The organism is Erwinia oleae (genome assembly GCF_000770305.1).
GTDB classification, from domain to species: Bacteria; Pseudomonadota; Gammaproteobacteria; order Enterobacterales; family Enterobacteriaceae; genus Erwinia; species Erwinia oleae.
Genome location: NZ_JNVB01000038.1, coordinates 50,703 through 66,812 on the forward strand (window position 1 = coordinate 50,703; position 16,110 = coordinate 66,812).

Below are 16,110 nucleotides of genomic sequence, written 5' to 3' on the forward strand. Positions count from 1 at the left end.
GTCAGGCAACGGGCGCTCAAAAAAAGGTGGTCAGCAACGCGTGCCCTTCCACATTCAGACGACGGAACGGGATCGCGTACACCTCGCTCAGCCGTTCAGGCTGGAGCACCTCGTCGGCGGCGCCGCTGGCGCGATCACCGTTCCCTCTTTCATCAGCCAGACGCTGCGCGCATGGTGCAGCGTGTGGTTGATATCATGACCGCTGACAATGGCGGTAATGCCGGTGGCCACCAGCGCCGCGAGCTGTGCGTCAAATGCCGCCTGCTGCGCCAGGTCAAGCCCGGTGAGGGGCTCGTCCAGCAGCAGAAGCTGGCCTTCCGGCTGTGAAATCTGACAGAAAACTGCCGCCAGCCTGACGCGCTGCCACTCTCCGCCTGAAAGCTGATAAAGCGGGCGCGCCAGCTTGTCCTCAAGCTGAAAACGCTGACAGATCGCGCTCAGCATGTCGTCGCGCTGCGGCGCGTCAGCGGGTTGATGGAGACTCAGATAATGCCAGACCGGCATCATGTCCGGCTTCGGTGCCTGCTGGTGCAGGAAAGCGCGACGGCGCGACAGCGCAACCGCTGACCATGCCGCAAGCGGCCGGCCGGCGAACAGCATCTCTCCTTCTGCCGGAAGCAGTCCGGCGAGCGCGGCGAGCAACGTGCTCTTACCGGCGCCGTTTGGCCCCAGCAGATGGATCAGTTCGCCCTTTGTCACGTCCGCACTAACAGGCGCCAGCCGCGACGGCACCGCCAGATCATGGCACGAAAGCAGCATTACTTCGCCAGCGCCTGCCTGATGCTTTCTTCAATGACGGAACTTTCAGGCTCCATATCCGGCGAAAACCGCGCCAGAACGTTGCCGTCGCGCCCAATCAGGAATTTTTCGAAGTTCCACAGGATGTCGCCATGCTGCTTCGGCGCGCGGCCTTTGCTGCTCATTCGTTCCAGAAAACCGCTGTTTTCAGGCGCGACGGCATCCGGCTTCGCGGCAATTAACGCCTTATAGAGCGGATGGCGATCCGGCCCGTTCACCTCGATTTTACTGAACATCGGGAAGGTGACGCCCCAGGTGGTTGAGCAAAAGGTTTTGATCTCCTCCTCGCTGCCCGGCTCCTGCCCTGAAAACGCATTGCAGGGAAAGCCCAGCACGCTGAATCCCTGCGCCTGCCATCTCTTATGCAGGTTTTCCAGCTGTTCATACTGCGGCGTCAGTCCACATTTTGATGCCACGTTCACCACCAGCAGGACGTTATCCCGCCACTCAGCCAGACGGGTGCGGTCGCCATCAATCGTGATCAGTTCGGTATCATAAAGCGTCATTCTGTTCTCCTGTTCAGGTGAAAAAGTTAAGCACGATGTTTAACTAACAGCCAGATAAAGACCGGCGCGCCGAGCGTGGCCGTGACCACGCCCACCGGCAGTTCAGCGGCGGATATCGCCAGACGGGCAACGATGTCGGCCGCCAACAATACGCTGCCGCCCGCCAGCGCGCTGGCCGGTAGCAACACGCGGTGATCGGCCAGCTGGTTCAGCCGCAGAATGTGCGGCACCACCAGTCCGATAAAACCAATGGCGCCCGCCAGCGCCACGCTGATGCCGGCCAGCCAGCCAATCGCCAGCACCAGCCCGCTGCGGGTTAACATCAGTGAAAGACCAAGCTGGCGGGCAGACACGCTGCCCAGCGCCAGCAGATTCAGCGTTTGCCAGCGCGTGCACAGCCAGATCAGCACCGGCAACAGTGCCAGCATCAGCCAGCCGTGGCGCCAGTCGACACCGCCAAAGCCGCCCATCATCCAGTACATCAGCTGACGCAAATCCAGGCTGGTGCTGAAGTAAACGGCCCAGGTCATGATTGCGCTGCAAATGATGCCGAGCGCGACGCCCGCCAGCAGCAGGCGGCTGGCGGCGTGCGAAAAAAAGCAGCACGAGCGTAACGGTCAGCGCACCGACCATCGCACAGATACTGAGCTGCCACAGCGAGCCGCTGCCCGCAAAGATGCCCAGCACCAGCCCAACTCCTGCGCCATTAGACACGCCCAGCAGGCCAGGTTCCGCCAGCGGATTTTCAAACAGCGCCTGCATCACCGCGCCCGCGACGGCCAGCGATGCGCCCGTCAGCAGCACCGCCAGCGCACGCGGCAGCCGAAGCTGCCACACAAACAGTCTGGCATCCTGATTCAGCCACTGGTCGGGCAGCAGCCACCGTTCGCCCGCGCACAGGCTGAGCAGCAAAAGCAGCAGCGTGAGGGCGACCAGCCCGGCCAGCCAGCGCTGATGATGGTGCCGCGCACGTTCGCGGCAGGTAGAAAGTTGAGTCATCCGTACGATATTGAGTTGAGAACGCGCGTTACCGCAAAGAAAAAGGCCGCACAGGCGGCCTTTTCAGGATAAAAAAATCAGTCTTCTTTCGGCGAAGCGTTCTCGACGCGGCTTTTGAGTTTCTGTCCCGGCCGGAACGTAACCACTCTGCGCGCGGTAATCGGAATGTCTTCACCGGTTTTAGGATTCCGTCCCGGACGTTGATTTTTGTCGCGAAGGTCAAAATTACCAAATCCTGATAGTTTCACCTGCTCACCGTTTTCTAAAGCACGACGCACCTCTTCAAAAAACAGCTCCACCAGTTCTTTGGCGTCCCTTTTGCTAAGCCCCAGCTTTTCAAAAAGGTATTCAGACATCTCAGCTTTTGTAAGCGCCATAGGTTCAATCCCTCAAGGTTGCCTGGAATCGCTCTTTTAACGCCGCAACACATTTGGCGACGGTTGCAGCGATCTCCTCTTCTTCGAGTGTCCGACTGGTATCTTGTAAAATCAGGCTGATAGCAAGGCTCTTAAAACCTTCGTTTACGCCCTTACCACGGTACACGTCAAACAAGTTTACGCCAACTACCTGATTTACGCCAACTTTCTTACACTCCGCAATAATATCTGCTGCGGGTACCGTTTCCGCTACCACAACAGCGATATCGCGACGGTTTGCCGGGAAGCGTGAAATATCGCTCGCATCAGGCAGGACGCGGTCTGAAACCTTATCCCACTCCAGTTCGAATACCACCGTGCGACCGTTAAGATCCAGTTTTCGTTCCAGTTCCGGGTGTACCACACCGATAATCCCGACGTGTTCGCCCTGCAAATAAATTGCCGCACTCTGCCCCGGATGGAGAGCCGGATGCGGTTCGGCGCGGAACTCGATTTCCGCCAGGCGGCCGGTTAAATCGAGGACGGATTCCAAATCGCCTTTTAAATCATAGAAGTCAACTGGCTGACGCGCCACATCCCAATGTTCTTCAAGGCGTGCGCCGCAGATGACGCCTGCCAGCATAACGTCCTGACGGATCCCCAGGTTTGCCTGTGTATCAGGCACAAAGCGCAGCCCGGCTTCAAACAGACGTACGCGGCTTTGCTGGCGATTTTGATTATATTCCACCGCCGTCAGCAGGCCGGTCAGCAGCGAAAGGCGCATGGCCGACATCTCGACGGAGATCGGGCTGGGCAGCACCAGCGGCGCTTCGCCGGGATGGAGCAGCGCCTGAACTTTAGGATCGACAAAGCTGTAGGTAATGGCTTCCTGATAGCCTTTGTCCACCAGCATAGTTTTTACGCGCTTCAGCGACAGATTCGCTTCGCGATGGCGCGTCATCTCCAGGCTGGCCTTCACCGGCACGTTGGGAATGTTGTTATAGCCATAGATCCGCGCGACCTCTTCAACGAGATCCTCTTCGATTTCCATATCGAAACGCCATGATGGCGCCACGGCCTGCCACGCGCCGTCGGTAACCGTCACGTCACAGCCGAGACGTTGCAGAATATCGCTGACCTCCTGATCGGTAATGACATGGCCGATCAGGCGATCGAGCTTTTCACGCCGCAGCGTGATGGTGGCGCGCTTCGGCAGCGCCTCATTGTGCGTAACATCAATTACCGGGCCGGCCTCGCCGCCGCAGATCTCCAGCAGCAGGCGCGTGGCGCGCTCCATGGCGTTGTATTGCAGTTCAGGATCGACGCCGCGCTCGTAGCGGTGAGAAGCATCGGTATGCAGGCCGTGGCGACGCGCGCGACCCGTGATCGCAAGCGGGCTGAAGAAGGCGCACTCCAGCAGCACGTTGCAGGTCGCTTCATTCACGCCTGAGTGCTCGCCGCCAAAAATGCCGCCCATTGCCAGCGCTTTCTGGTGGTCAGCAATCACCAGCGTATCCGCATTGAGTTTTGCTTCGGTGCCGTCGAGCAGCGTCAGCGTTTCACCCTCTTCCGCCATGCGCACGATGATGCCGCCGTCGATGCGATCCAGGTCGAAAGCATGCATCGGCTGGCCCAGCTCCAGCAGAACAAAGTTGGTCACATCCACCACCGGATCGATAGAGCGGATACCGCAGCGGCGCAGCTTCTCGCGCATCCACAGCGGCGTGGCGGCGCTTACATTTACGCCTTTAATCACGCGGCCCAGATAGCGCGGACAGGCCTCGGGCGCATCAACCTGAATGGGAAACGTATCCTGAAGGGTGGCGGCGACCGGCTCAATGCGCGGCCCGTTCAGCGTCAGCTTATTCAGCACCGCGACATCGCGCGCCACGCCAATGATGCCCAGGCAGTCGGCACGGTTAGGCGTGACGCTGATCTCGATGGTGCTGTCGTCAAGGTGAAGGAATTCACGGATATCCGTCCCGACCGGCGCGTCAGCGGGCAGCTCGATAATACCGCTGTGATCGTCGGAAATGCCCAGTTCGGAGAAAGAGCAGAGCATGCCCTCAGACGGTTCGCCGCGCAGCTTAGCCGCTTTAATTTTGAAATCGCCCGGCAGCACGGCGCCAATCGTTGCCACGGCAACCTTCAGGCCCTGACGGCAGTTTGGCGCGCCGCAGACGATATCCAGCAGGCGTTCACCGCCCACGTTGATTTTCGTTACGCGCAGTTTGTCGGCGTTGGGGTGCTGGCCGCACTCAACCACCTCACCCACCACCACGCCGTGAAATGCGCCTGCAACGGCGTCCACGCCGTCCACTTCCAGGCCGGCCATGGTGATTTGTTCAGACAATGCTGCGCTGTCGATGGCCGGGTTAACCCATTCACGTAACCAGAGTTCGCTGAATTTCATTCGTGTTACCCGCTCTTATTTAAACTGTTTGAGGAAACGTAAGTCGTTTTCGAAGAAGGCGCGCAGATCGGTCACGCCATAGCGCAGCATGGTCAGGCGCTCCATACCCATGCCGAAGGCAAAGCCGGAGTAAACTTCCGGATCGATGCCGACATTGCGCAGAACGTTGGGATGCACCATGCCGCAGCCCAACACTTCCAGCCATTTGCCGTTTTTACCCATGACGTCCACTTCGGCAGACGGTTCAGTAAACGGAAAGTAGGAAGGACGGAAGCGGATCTGAAGATCTTCTTCAAAGAAGTTGCGCAGAAAGTCGTTCAGCGTGCCTTTCAGGTTGGTAAAGCTGATGTTTTTATCAACAATCAACCCTTCCATCTGATGAAACATCGGCGTGTGTGTCTGGTCATAGTCATTACGATAGACGCGGCCCGGCGCGATGATGCGGATCGGCGGCTGCTGATTTTTCATGGTGCGGATCTGCACGCCGGAGGTCTGCGTGCGCAGCAGGCGCGTGGCGTCAAACCAGAAGGTATCATGGTCGGCGCGCGCCGGATGATGTCCGGGAATGTTCAGCGCGTCGAAGTTGTGATAATCGTCTTCAATTTCAGGGCCGGTTGCTACGGCAAAACCCAGCTCGCCAAAAAAGGCTTCGATGCGGTCAATGGTACGGGTGACCGGATGTAAACCGCCGTTTTCAACCCGGCGGCCCGGCAGTGACACGTCAATGGTTTCTTCTGCCAGACGGGCGTTCAGTGCGGCAGACTCCAGTGTCTCTTTGCGCGCGTTAAGCGTTTCCTGCACCTGCTGCTTTGCTTCGTTGATCACTGCACCAGCCGCCGGACGCTCCTCAGCGGGCAGTTCACGCAGCGTGGTCATTTGCAGCGTGAGGTGTCCTTTTTTCCCAAGATATTCAACGCGAACCGCATCTAACGCGGCAACGTCCGGAGCGTTGTTTATGGCCGCTGTCGCGTTCGCCACCAGTTCTGCAAGCTGTGACATGCTTTCCTCTTCTTCCAGCCGCGATGGCCGGTCTGTTTTTTCCAGAGACGAGTGCTCGTCCAATTTACACGGCGCCAAAAACAAAAAAGCCTCCACAAGGGAGGCTTTCAGCGCGATTTTTCGTTTCTTTTCTTTGCGCTTAAGCCACCCTGATTCAGGTGGTAAAGTAAAAAAAGAAGCGAAAAGCAGCGTTCATAATGTTGTGACCTTCGATAGGCATTTGTGCAGACTACAGATAATAAAAGAGGGAGACAAGCTCCCTCTTTCAACTGGCTTACGCCAGCGCTGATTTCGCTTTTTCTACCAGTGCAGTGAATGCCACTTTGTCGAATACGGCGATGTCAGCCAGAATCTTACGGTCGATTTCAATTGACGCCTTTTTCAGGCCATTAATGAAACGGCTGTAAGAGATACCGTTAGTGCGGGCCGCTGCGTTGATACGCGCGATCCACAGCTGACGGAACTGACGCTTACGTTGACGACGGTCACGGTAAGCATACTGACCAGCTTTGATAACAGCCTGGAAGGCAACGCGGTAAACACGCGAACGTGCTCCGTAGTAACCTTTAGCTTGTTTTAAGATTTTTTTGTGACGTGCGCGAGCAACTACACCACGTTTTACACGAGCCATTACGCTCTCCTGTTATATTCTGATTTAAAAAATAATGACTTATGCGTATGGCAGACAGGCTACAACTAAGCCCAGATCGCCTTTAGACACCATGCCTTTCGGACGCAGGTGACGTTTACGTTTGGTCGATTTTTTGGTCAGAATATGACGCAGGTTAGCGTGTTTACGCTTGAAGCCGCCCGAAGCCGTCTTCTTGAAGCGCTTGGCCGCGCCACGTACAGTTTTAATCTTTGGCATTTAAAACATCCACTTCGCATTGTTAATAAAATGAATCAGACAGGCGAATAAAAATCCGCGCGGCGTGAACCGCAACGGATTGTCATTACTTTATGGCCTACTGTTTCTTCTTCGGAGCGAGCACCATGATCATCTGACGCCCTTCAATTTTTGAAGGGAAGGATTCAACGATAGCTAAATCCGTGTCTTCGCACAGATCTTTACGGACGCGGTTAAGCATCTCCATACCGATCTGCTGGTGCGCCATTTCACGACCGCGAAAACGCAGCGTGATTTTGGCTTTATCGCCCTCTTCCAGAAAGCGAACCAGGTTGCGTAGTTTTACCTGATAGTCGCCATCATCGGTGCCAGGACGGAATTTAATTTCCTTAACCTGAATAACTTTTTGCTTTTTCTTCTGTTCTTTAGAAGATTTGCTTTTTTCGTAAAGGAATTTGCCGTAATCCATGATACGGCAAACGGGCGGCTCGGCGTTAGGGCTGATTTCTACTAAATCAACGCCCGCCTCTTCAGCTTTTTCCAAAGCTTCATTCAGACTGACAATGCCAATCTGCTCGCCATCGACGCCAGTCAGGCGAACCTCATTGGCGCGAATTTCTTTGTTGATGCGATTAGGACGCGCCGGTTGGACTCTTTTTCCGCCTTTAATACTTTATTCCTCCAGTTGATGAAGATTGCGGCTGCGTATCTCGTCATGCAGCTTCGCGATCACGTCGTTTACGTCCATGCTTCCCAGGTCTTTACCGCGGCGGGTGCGAACGGCAACTTTGCCTGCTTCCACCTCTTTATCACCACAGACCAGCATATAAGGGACACGACGTAAAGTGTGCTCACGGATTTTAAAGCCAATCTTCTCGTTTCTCAAGTCCGCTTTTACACGAATGCCCGCATTCTGAAGTTTTCGGGTCAATTCTGCAACATATTCGGACTGACTATCGGTGATATTCATCACCACCACTTGCACAGGTGCCAGCCAGGTTGGGAAGAAGCCAGCGTACTCTTCAGTAAGAATACCAATAAAGCGTTCGACCGATCCCAGGATAGCGCGGTGAATCATCACCGGCACCTGACGTTCATTATTTTCACCCACGTAGGACGCGCTCAGGCGACCCGGTAACGAAAAGTCGAGCTGAACGGTGCCGCACTGCCAGGCGCGATCGAGGCAATCGTGCAGAGTAAACTCAATCTTCGGCCCGTAAAACGCGCCCTCGCCCGGTTGATACTCAAACGGGATAGCGTTCTCTTCCAGCGCCGCGGCGAGATCTGCTTCGGCGCGATCCCACAGGTCGTCTGAACCGATACGTTTTGTCGGACGGGTTGAGAGTTTTACCGCGATTTTCTCAAAACCGAAGGTGCTGTACATGTCATAAACCATGCGAATGCAGCTGTTTACTTCGCTGCGCACCTGCTCTTCTGTACAGAAGATGTGCGCATCGTCCTGCGTGAATCCGCGCACGCGCATCAGGCCATGCAGCGCGCCCGAAGGTTCGTTGCGGTGACAGCTGCCGAACTCCGCCATACGTAATGGCAGGTCGCGGTATGATTTTAGACCCTGATTGAAAATCTGCACGTGGCCGGGGCAGTTCATCGGCTTGATGCAATATTCACGGTTCTCTGAAGAAGTAGTGAACATCGCTTCTTTGTAGTTTTCCCAGTGGCCGGTTTTTTCCCACAGCACGCGGTCCATCATCAATGGGCCTTTCACTTCCTGATAGTCATATTCAGTCAGCTTGCTGCGCACAAACACTTCCAGCTCGCGGAAGATGGTCCAGCCGTCGTTGTGCCAGAATACCATGCCCGGGGCCTCTTCCTGCATATGATAGAGGTCGAGCTGCTTGCCGATTTTACGGTGATCGCGCTTCGCCGCCTCTTCCAGGCGCTGTAGGTAGGCAGAGAGCTGCTTCTTATCGGCCCAGGCGGTGCCGTAGATGCGTTGCAACATTTTATTGTTGCTGTCACCGCGCCAGTAGGCGCCGGAGAGTTTTTGCAGTTTAAAATGATGGCAAAAACGCATGTTAGGTACGTGCGGGCCACGACACATATCGATGTATTCCTGATGATGATACAGGCCGGGACGATCGTCATGGCTGATGTTTTCATCAAGAATGATGGTCTTATAGGTTTCACCGCGGGCCGCGAACACGTCGCGCGCTTCCTGCCAGCTCACCTTTTTCTTTACCACGTCGTAATTGCTTTCGGCCAGCTGGTGCATGCGCTTTTCCAACTGCTCGAGATCTTCCTGAGTCAGGGTGCGATCGATATCAACGTCATAATAGAAGCCGTTGTCGATAACCGGGCCGATGGCCATTTTGGTGCCGGGCCAAAGCTGCTTGATGGCGTGCCCTAACAGGTGCGCGCAGGAGTGGCGAATGATTTCAAGACCCGCCTCATCCTTCGCGGTGATAATGGCCACGCTGGCGTCGTCGGTGATGGGATCAACCGCATCCACCAGTTCGCCGTTAACGCGACCGGCAATGCAGGCTTTGGCAAGACCGGGGCCAATATCGAGGGCAATATCCATTACGCTGACGGCACGATCAAAACTACGCTGGCTTCCATCAGGAAGAGTAATTACTGGCATGTTACATCCTTAATTGCAGTGGTAACCCATACGCAAGGCTACATACAACGTTGATTCTTAAAATGTGTCAGGTCGATGAGACTTGAAACCGACTTACGGTTGTCCGTTTGGTGCTCCGCCTGGCTAAGACGTTCACTATTTTCGCAATCAGCGAAAGCACTGAAGGATGAGTATCTTACACGCTACAGAGGGCAGGTCAAAGAAAGCGCAGAGAAGAATTTTTATCGCAGAGAGGATAAGACCAGGCCGGGAGATCCGGCCCGGTGCGTATTACATAGCGTAAGAAAGCATGACGGAGGTTTTGGTGTCCGTTTTGTCCGGCGCAGACTCTGGCGGGTTCTGGTTCCAGGTCACGTTATAGGCCAGCTTCAGCGCGAAGTGATCGTTGATAGCGACCTGTAAACCGGTTTCAGAGTTCACCGTGGTGTCGTCGCTGCCCAGAACGGAAACGCCCTGAATAAACTTCGTGGTATCGGTGAGCTGCCACTGATAGCTCAGTGCGCCGTAGGCCAGCGCCTGCGTTTCGTGGCCGCCTTCGTGATAATCGTCGTAACGTACGCCCGGACCGGCTTCGATGCGAAGCGAATGGACCGGGCCGTTCAGCAGCTGGCGACCATAACCCGCAACGAAGACGGAACGGCCGTCGTAACCGTTAAAACGATCGCTCAACCAGCTTGCCTGGCCGAACAGGTAGTCGAAATCGGTCAGGTTATAGCGCGAACGTCCGCCCACCTGGTAGGTCTCAGATGAACGTTCATCGTTCGAAGAGGTGTTGTTGGCGTTGCCCCACAGGCTCCATGCGGTTTTGGTCTGATACCAGGTCATGTTGGTATTGGCGGTAAGCGATGAACTGGTCGTGTTACCGGTTTGCGCCAGATAACCGGCGGCCGCATTACCTTCAAAATCTTTTTTTGCCGTGGACGGATCGTCCATGACGGTAAAGACATTATTATCCGCCAGGGCTTGCTGGCACAGCGCTCCCCCGGAGAGCAAAAGAACTACAGACAGCTTGTTAAGCGCTTTCATTACGTGTGATCCGTACAACAGTTTAAAGGAAGTGAGTGTGAAGAATTTGGTAGTACGATCAATGCTCTTTACGCGAAAAATCGTAACATTTCATTAAGTCGCTATGCGTTTCTTCACAGGCGTATAGGTAGCATCTGCCGCAACAGGCCTGAGGCATTATAGGGTGCGGTTAAAACTTTTACAGCATATAAGCAGCAGGTAATAATCTGGAAAATGGAAAAATCCATGTCTTAACAAGTCAAAAAGTAACCAAATGCGACCACGCGTTTGAAAATCGCTCTTTTCCCTTTCGCCCGTTGATAATGTTACCGTTGCTGCCGGATGAACTATGCTGAAAAAAATTCCCCCACCGATGAGGACAAACGATGAGCGCATCACAGGTAGCACAGTATGTCGTCACTTTACGTTACCAGGAAGAAGGTTTAACCGACATTCTTGAACTGAACAGCGCGTTGGTGAACGGAGGCTTCACCACGTCATTAGCCGACAAAGACGGAAAGCCGCACGAGCTTGGCACCAACAGCTTTGGTATCGTCAGCGCATTGAGTGAGGAAGAGATACGCAAGCAGGCGGAGGGACTGGGTGAGATGGCGCTGGGGCAAAAGCCCGAGGTCGAGGTACAGCATCTGGACGCATTTCTGAAAGACAGCAAAGCCTGACGGGCGGTAACTGCTATACAACGCTGCCGGTTCTGATTATTATTTAACCGTCCCTGTTAGCCCGTCCAACGATATACAGCGAAAAGAGGAAACCCCTATGTGGTCAGCCATTGGTCGTCTGTTGAGTGAGCAGTCAGGTAGCAGCGCAGAAATCAGTCATCGCACGCAGCTTCCGGGTGGCGATGTCCATCCGGCCTGGCTTATTCGTCACGCGGATCGCGACGTTTTTGTAAAATGTAACAGCCGCGACATGTTGGACAATTTCACCTCAGAAGCGGATCAGCTCGCCCTGCTCGCGCGTACCGACACCGTGCGTGTGCCGCGCGTTTACGGCGTGGGCAGCGACAAGGAGACGAGTTTTCTCCTGCTTGAATACATCCCTCCCCATCCGCTGGATGCGGCAGCCGCACAGACGCTTGGCGCGCAGCTTGCCCGCCTGCATCAGTGGAGCGATCAGCCCCAGTTCGGCCTCGACTTTGACAACAACATCACCACCTCGCCGCAGCCAAACAGCTGGGTTAAACGCTGGTCGGTCTTTTTTGCCGAACAGCGTATTGGCTGGCAGCTTCAGCTCGCAGCGGAAAAAGGCATTTTGTATGGCGATATCGACCTGATTGTTACCTGCGTACAGCGCGCACTGGTGGCGCACCACCCGCAGCCTTCGCTGCTGCATGGCGACCTGTGGCCCGCCAACTGCGCAGGGAGCGCTGACGGGCCGTGGCTGTTCGATCCGGCATGCTACTGGGGCGACAGAGAGTGCGATCTGGCGATGCTCGCCTGGCACAGCGATTTGCCGCAGGAGATTCTGGAAAGCTATCAGGCAACGTGGGCGCTTCCGGCAGATTATCGCCAGCGGCAGCCCGTTTACCAGCTTTACTATTTGCTCAACCGCGCCAACGTCTTTGGCGGCGGCTGGCTGGCAGACGCGCAGCGGGCGGTGGGCGCGCTGCTTGACGTTGATGAAGCCGATCTGGCGCGGGCCTGAGCATGATGCCGGACCGGCGCGGAGGTCAGGTGATGTAACCGAGCAGCTTAAGAATGAAATAACCGGCCACGGCAATTACTATCGGCAGCACATAAAGCGAGAAAAATTGCAGAAAAATGGTGTGGCGAGGAATGACGATTTTCTCCTCTAACTGCTGACGACTGCGCCCTTCTGCGCCTTTTGCATTCTCCAGAATCATCTGGTCTTCAATGCTTTCCCGCACGCGACGCGACTGCTGCCACATTCTTGCGCCTGAAGCCTGCAATGCGAGGCCGACAAAAATCAGCACGTAAATAATCCAGAAGGTGATATTGCTGCCGTGACTGAAATCCGGCACCGGCGAACGATTCCAGAAAACATCCAGAAAATGGGTGTTAAAGCGGATCATATCAATCATCACGTGCGAAAAGTCCTGCATCACCGCGTTAATCCCTTCACGCTGTTCGCGGCTTTTTTCCAGAAAAAGCATCAATGAAATCACGGTTGAAATCAGCGCGGGAATAAAAATGATCCAGCCAGCGACGCGTTTCACTATCGCAATTCTGCCAGCTTGTTGATAAGTCATGCTTACTCCTGTCCTTTAGTTTTAGGCTTTAAGTTTATCCACTGGCTGAGAAATGTGCCTGAAAAAAGTCAGGCTGTCATGTCCGGCGGCGCAATAAGGCCGTTTGCGCCTGGCGCGTTTCATGTGAAATTTTAATTTACATGAAAAGAGACAGTAAGCTTTCCGCTGTATTGCATGTGCAGGTGCGCATGGCGGAGTACAGCACGCCGATTACCCTGGAGCAGCGGTCAACGTTGATGAGCACTCACCCGGTCGTGGTTCGCCGCCTGATGGCGGGCCTGAGAGAGCGCGGCTATGTTCGCGCTGAAAAGGGTCATCGCAGCGGCTGACAGTTAAGCTGCGATCTGCTTGAAATAACGCTGGAGCAGGTTTGGCGAGCCGTGGGTGAACCGGCGCTTATGGCGCCGGGCGATTGGCGCGATAATCCGACGTGCCTGGTTGAACAGGCGGTGAATAACGCGCGCGCTGGCGCAGGCCCGAAACGAGGCAGAAGCCCTGCTCATTGCTTATTCATGGCTGGCTGGCGCGAAAATCTGCCGTCTGTAAGGCCGCCTGAGCGGCGATGTTGTGAGAGGCATGTTCATGGTATGGTGAGCACAATTTGTTGAACGGAGCCGTAAAATGTCTTACACCCGCCCTGTGCTTGCCGCAATTTTCGATATGGATGGCCTGCTGATCGATTCCGAACCGTTGTGGGATCGCGCAGAACTGGACATCTTTTCCACCCTTGATGTTGATCTGTCACGCCGCAGCGAACTGCCGGACACCCTCGGCCTACGCATCGACCAGGTGGTGCGTATGTGGTACGAAACGCTGCCGTGGTCAGGCCCGGACCAGGCCGAGGTGACGCGCAGGATAATCGCGCGGTCGTTGTCGCTGGTTGAAGAAACGCGGCCGCTGCTGCCGGGCGTGGAGTCTGCGCTGAAGCTCTGTCGTGCTGAAGGGCTGAAAATCGGTCTTGCGTCCGCTTCTCCTCTGCATATGCTTGAGCGGGTGCTGGAAATGTTTAATCTGCGCGACTACTTTGACGTGCTGGCCTCGGCAGAATCACTGCCTTACAGCAAACCGCATCCGCAGGTCTATCTGGATGCAGCGGCGCGTCTCGGCGTGGATCCCCTCAACTGCGTGACGCTGGAAGATTCGGTCAACGGCATGGTGGCGACCAAAGCCGCCCGCATGCGTTCCATCGTGGTTCCAGCGGCAGAGTTTGCCGTCGATGCACGCTGGGCGCTGGCAGACGTAAAATTAGGTTCGCTTGATGAACTGACCGCTGCTCACCTTCACGGTGCCCATCCCGCCGCCTGAGTGATATAAAAACGGTGTAACCCGATCGTTATTCATCTTTGGTTACACCGTCACTGATGCCCTGCACTGTATATATCTCTATACTGGATGCATTGACAGTTATACAGGATGTTATCATGACGGCTGAAGGCCATCTTCTTTTTGCCATCGCCAGCACTATTTTTGCCCGCCGAATTGAACTGACGCCGGAACTGGCTGGCGGCGACTGGTGGCATATCGTTCCTGCCGCGCTGCTTACCTGCCTGCTGCCCGATATCGATCACCCTAAATCATTTTTAGGGCAGCGTTTCCGCTGGGTTTCCCAGCCGATTGCCCGCGCGTTCGGTCACCGTGGCTTTACACACAGCCTGCTTGCCGTGCTGGGCGGCGTGGCGCTTTTTCAGCTCAAAGTCCCGCAGAACGGACTGGTGCCGGCCGATGTTTTTCAGGGATTAGTATTAGGTTATTTAAGCCATATCGCAGCGGATATGCTGACGCCGGCCGGGGTGCCGCTGCTCTGGCCGTGCCGCTGGCGATTCCGCCTGCCGCTGCTGACCAGCCAGAAAGGCAACCAGATGGAGCGGCTGCTCTGCTTTGCGCTGATTGGTTGCGCCATCTGGGCGCCCTCTTTTAGTGCGAGAAGCTGGCCCGCCGACGCGTTACAGATGGTGCAAAGCGGCTTTTCCCGCTTGATAAACACGCAATATGCACATTAAATCGCCGGTAAAACCACTTTAATTATATAGCATTCCATTTGAGTATATAGACGCCCGTTGGTGAGTGTTACCATGCTCCGCACCGGGCGGCATTCTGCTGCACGAAGAAAATTATCTGCTGTACGACGCGAATATACGCGTCGACCTGACTGGAGATCCGGGGATGAACCTTCCTTTAATTGCCAACATCGTGGCTTTTGTCACGCTGTTGATTGTTCTTGCCAAAAGCGGCAGCGCCAACTGGAGTCTTTCCAAAAAAGTTTTGCTGGGGTTGGTAATGGGCGTGCTGTTTGGCCTTGTACTACACGCTATTTATGGTTCAGAAAGCACAGTACTGAAAGAGTCGATTAGCTGGTTCAATATTGTGGGCAACGGCTATGTGCAGCTGTTGCAAATGATCGTGATGCCGCTGGTCTTTGCCTCGATCCTCAGCGCCGTGGCGCGTCTGCATAATGCCTCGTCGCTGGGTAAAATCAGCGTGCTGACCATCGGCGTACTGCTGTTTACCACCGCTATTTCCGCACTGGTCGGCGTGTTCGTAACCTGGCTTTTCAGGCTTGACGCCAGCGGTCTGGTGCAGGGCGCACAGGAAACGGCACGTCTTGCTGCGTTGCAAACCAATTACGTGGGCAAGGTTGCCGATCTTTCCACGCCGCAGCTTCTGTTGTCGTTTGTGCCAAAAAATCCTTTCGCCGATCTGACCGGCGCCAACCCGACGTCCATTATCAGCGTGGTAATTTTTGCGGCGTTTCTTGGCGTGGCGGCACTGCATCTCCTTCGTGACGATCGGCCAAAAGGCGAGCGCGTGCTGGCGGCAATCGATGTGCTTCAGGCCTGGGTAATGAAGCTGGTTCGTCTGATCATGAAGCTGACGCCGTACGGCGTGCTGGCGCTGATGACCAAAGTGGTCGCCAGTTCTAACGTTAATGACATCATCAAGCTCGGTGGATTTGTCCTGGCCTCCTATCTGGGCCTGGCGATCATGTTTGCCGTGCATGCCCTGTTGCTGTCGGTAAACGGCGTAAACCCTAAGCGTTTTTTCCGTAAAGTCTGGCCGGTGATCACCTTCGCTTTTACCAGCCGCTCCAGCGCCGCGACCATTCCGCTGAGCGTCGAAGCGCAGACCCGTCGCCTCGGCATCCCTGAATCTATCGCCAGCTTTGCCGCCTCGTTTGGCGCAACGATTGGCCAGAACGGCTGCGCCGGTCTTTATCCGACCATGCTGGCGGTGATGGTTGCGCCGACCGTGGGGATCAATCCGTTCGATCCAATGTGGATTGCCACGCTGGTCGGTATCGTCACCCTCAGTTCTGCCGGCGTGGCCGGCGTCGGCGGCGGCGCTACCTTTGCCGCGC

At 55.5% G+C, this 16,110-nt stretch carries 17 protein-coding genes, 3 pseudogenes and 1 other annotated feature; of the genes and pseudogenes, 6 read left to right on the top strand and 14 right to left on the bottom strand.

What is annotated here, in order from left to right; genetic code table 11:
• Window positions 1–16: 16 nt before the first annotated feature.
• The 12 genes and pseudogenes from btuD to GS12_RS13385 form a co-directional block, all read right to left on the bottom strand.
• Window positions 17–759 (bottom strand): annotated as a pseudogene (gene btuD, locus GS12_RS13335) (vitamin B12 ABC transporter ATP-binding protein BtuD).
• On the bottom strand, window positions 759–1,304 hold the full coding sequence (locus GS12_RS13340; protein WP_034914473.1) for a glutathione peroxidase: 546 nt from the start codon (window positions 1,302–1,304) through the stop codon (window positions 759–761). Before GS12_RS13340 ends, btuD begins: the two are co-directional and overlap by 1 nt.
• Window positions 1,305–1,330: 26 nt before the next feature.
• Window positions 1,331–2,303: pseudogene (gene btuC / locus GS12_RS13345) on the bottom strand (vitamin B12 ABC transporter permease BtuC).
• A 77-nt stretch (window positions 2,304–2,380) separates the two neighbouring features.
• A complete protein-coding gene (gene ihfA, locus GS12_RS13350) occupies window positions 2,381–2,680 on the bottom strand; it encodes an integration host factor subunit alpha (RefSeq protein WP_017802142.1) in 300 nt (99 codons plus the stop codon).
• Window positions 2,681–2,684: 4 nt separating this feature from the next.
• Window positions 2,685–5,072 (bottom strand): phenylalanine--tRNA ligase subunit beta, encoded by a 2,388-nt coding sequence (pheT, locus tag GS12_RS13355; protein WP_034947848.1) that lies wholly within the window; start codon window positions 5,070–5,072, stop codon window positions 2,685–2,687.
• 15 nt (window positions 5,073–5,087) lie between these two features.
• A complete protein-coding gene (gene pheS, locus GS12_RS13360) occupies window positions 5,088–6,071 on the bottom strand; it encodes a phenylalanine--tRNA ligase subunit alpha (protein ID WP_034914465.1) in 984 nt (327 codons plus the stop codon).
• Between the two features lie 79 nt (window positions 6,072–6,150).
• Window positions 6,151–6,276: a sequence feature (Phe leader region), on the bottom strand.
• Window positions 6,226–6,267: pseudogene (locus tag GS12_RS24825) on the bottom strand (hypothetical protein). Its footprint overlaps the feature before it by 42 nt.
• Before the next feature lie 69 nt (window positions 6,277–6,345).
• Window positions 6,346–6,702 carry a 50S ribosomal protein L20 gene (gene rplT / locus GS12_RS13365; protein ID WP_016169860.1) on the bottom strand — a complete coding sequence of 119 codons (357 nt, stop codon included), beginning with the start codon at window positions 6,700–6,702 and terminating at the stop codon, window positions 6,346–6,348.
• A 39-nt stretch (window positions 6,703–6,741) separates the two neighbouring features.
• Entirely contained in the window at window positions 6,742–6,939 is a 198-nt protein-coding gene (gene rpmI / locus GS12_RS13370; protein ID WP_006118955.1) for a 50S ribosomal protein L35, read from the bottom strand.
• 97 nt (window positions 6,940–7,036) lie between these two features.
• Window positions 7,037–7,588, bottom strand: coding sequence for a translation initiation factor IF-3 (gene infC, locus GS12_RS13375; RefSeq protein ID WP_072016891.1), 552 nt, complete (start codon window positions 7,586–7,588; stop codon window positions 7,037–7,039).
• Between the two features lie 3 nt (window positions 7,589–7,591).
• Window positions 7,592–9,520 carry a threonine--tRNA ligase gene (gene thrS, locus GS12_RS13380; protein ID WP_034914454.1) on the bottom strand — a complete coding sequence of 643 codons (1,929 nt, stop codon included), beginning with the start codon at window positions 9,518–9,520 and terminating at the stop codon, window positions 7,592–7,594.
• Window positions 9,521–9,790: 270 nt separating this feature from the next.
• Window positions 9,791–10,546, bottom strand: coding sequence for a DUF481 domain-containing protein (locus GS12_RS13385; RefSeq protein ID WP_034914449.1), 756 nt, complete (start codon window positions 10,544–10,546; stop codon window positions 9,791–9,793).
• A 365-nt stretch (window positions 10,547–10,911) separates the two neighbouring features.
• Here GS12_RS13385 and ghoS point away from each other — a divergent pair, with 365 nt between their 5' ends.
• Window positions 10,912–11,205, top strand: a complete 294-nt coding sequence (gene ghoS, locus GS12_RS13390; RefSeq protein WP_034914446.1) for a type V toxin-antitoxin system endoribonuclease antitoxin GhoS — start codon at window positions 10,912–10,914, stop codon at window positions 11,203–11,205.
• Between the two features lie 97 nt (window positions 11,206–11,302).
• A complete protein-coding gene (locus GS12_RS13395; protein WP_034947851.1) occupies window positions 11,303–12,190 on the top strand; it encodes a fructosamine kinase family protein in 888 nt (295 codons plus the stop codon).
• A 25-nt stretch (window positions 12,191–12,215) separates the two neighbouring features.
• On the opposite strand, the gene GS12_RS13400 is transcribed toward GS12_RS13395, so the two are convergent.
• Window positions 12,216–12,755 carry a YniB family protein gene (locus GS12_RS13400; RefSeq protein ID WP_034947853.1) on the bottom strand — a complete coding sequence of 180 codons (540 nt, stop codon included), beginning with the start codon at window positions 12,753–12,755 and terminating at the stop codon, window positions 12,216–12,218.
• A gap of 140 nt (window positions 12,756–12,895) precedes the next feature.
• On the opposite strand from GS12_RS13400, the gene GS12_RS23370 reads away from it, so the two are divergent.
• Window positions 12,896–13,084: an Rrf2 family transcriptional regulator gene (locus tag GS12_RS23370; RefSeq protein WP_072016892.1), complete on the top strand. Its 189-nt coding sequence runs from the start codon at window positions 12,896–12,898 to the stop codon at window positions 13,082–13,084.
• Between the two features lie 3 nt (window positions 13,085–13,087).
• Here GS12_RS23370 and GS12_RS24620 read toward each other — a convergent pair whose 3' ends face one another.
• Window positions 13,088–13,258, bottom strand: a complete 171-nt coding sequence (locus GS12_RS24620; RefSeq protein WP_160279916.1) for a hypothetical protein — start codon at window positions 13,256–13,258, stop codon at window positions 13,088–13,090.
• Window positions 13,259–13,376: 118 nt separating this feature from the next.
• On the opposite strand from GS12_RS24620, the gene hxpB reads away from it, so the two are divergent.
• The 3 genes from hxpB to GS12_RS13420 all read left to right on the top strand — a co-directional run.
• Window positions 13,377–14,060: a hexitol phosphatase HxpB gene (gene hxpB, locus GS12_RS13410; RefSeq protein ID WP_034914437.1), complete on the top strand. Its 684-nt coding sequence runs from the start codon at window positions 13,377–13,379 to the stop codon at window positions 14,058–14,060.
• 116 nt (window positions 14,061–14,176) lie between these two features.
• Window positions 14,177–14,755: a metal-dependent hydrolase gene (locus GS12_RS13415; protein ID WP_034947856.1), complete on the top strand. Its 579-nt coding sequence runs from the start codon at window positions 14,177–14,179 to the stop codon at window positions 14,753–14,755.
• Between the two features lie 163 nt (window positions 14,756–14,918).
• A partial coding sequence (locus tag GS12_RS13420) for an L-cystine transporter (protein WP_034947859.1) occupies window positions 14,919–16,110 on the top strand: 1,192 nt, incomplete at its 3' end.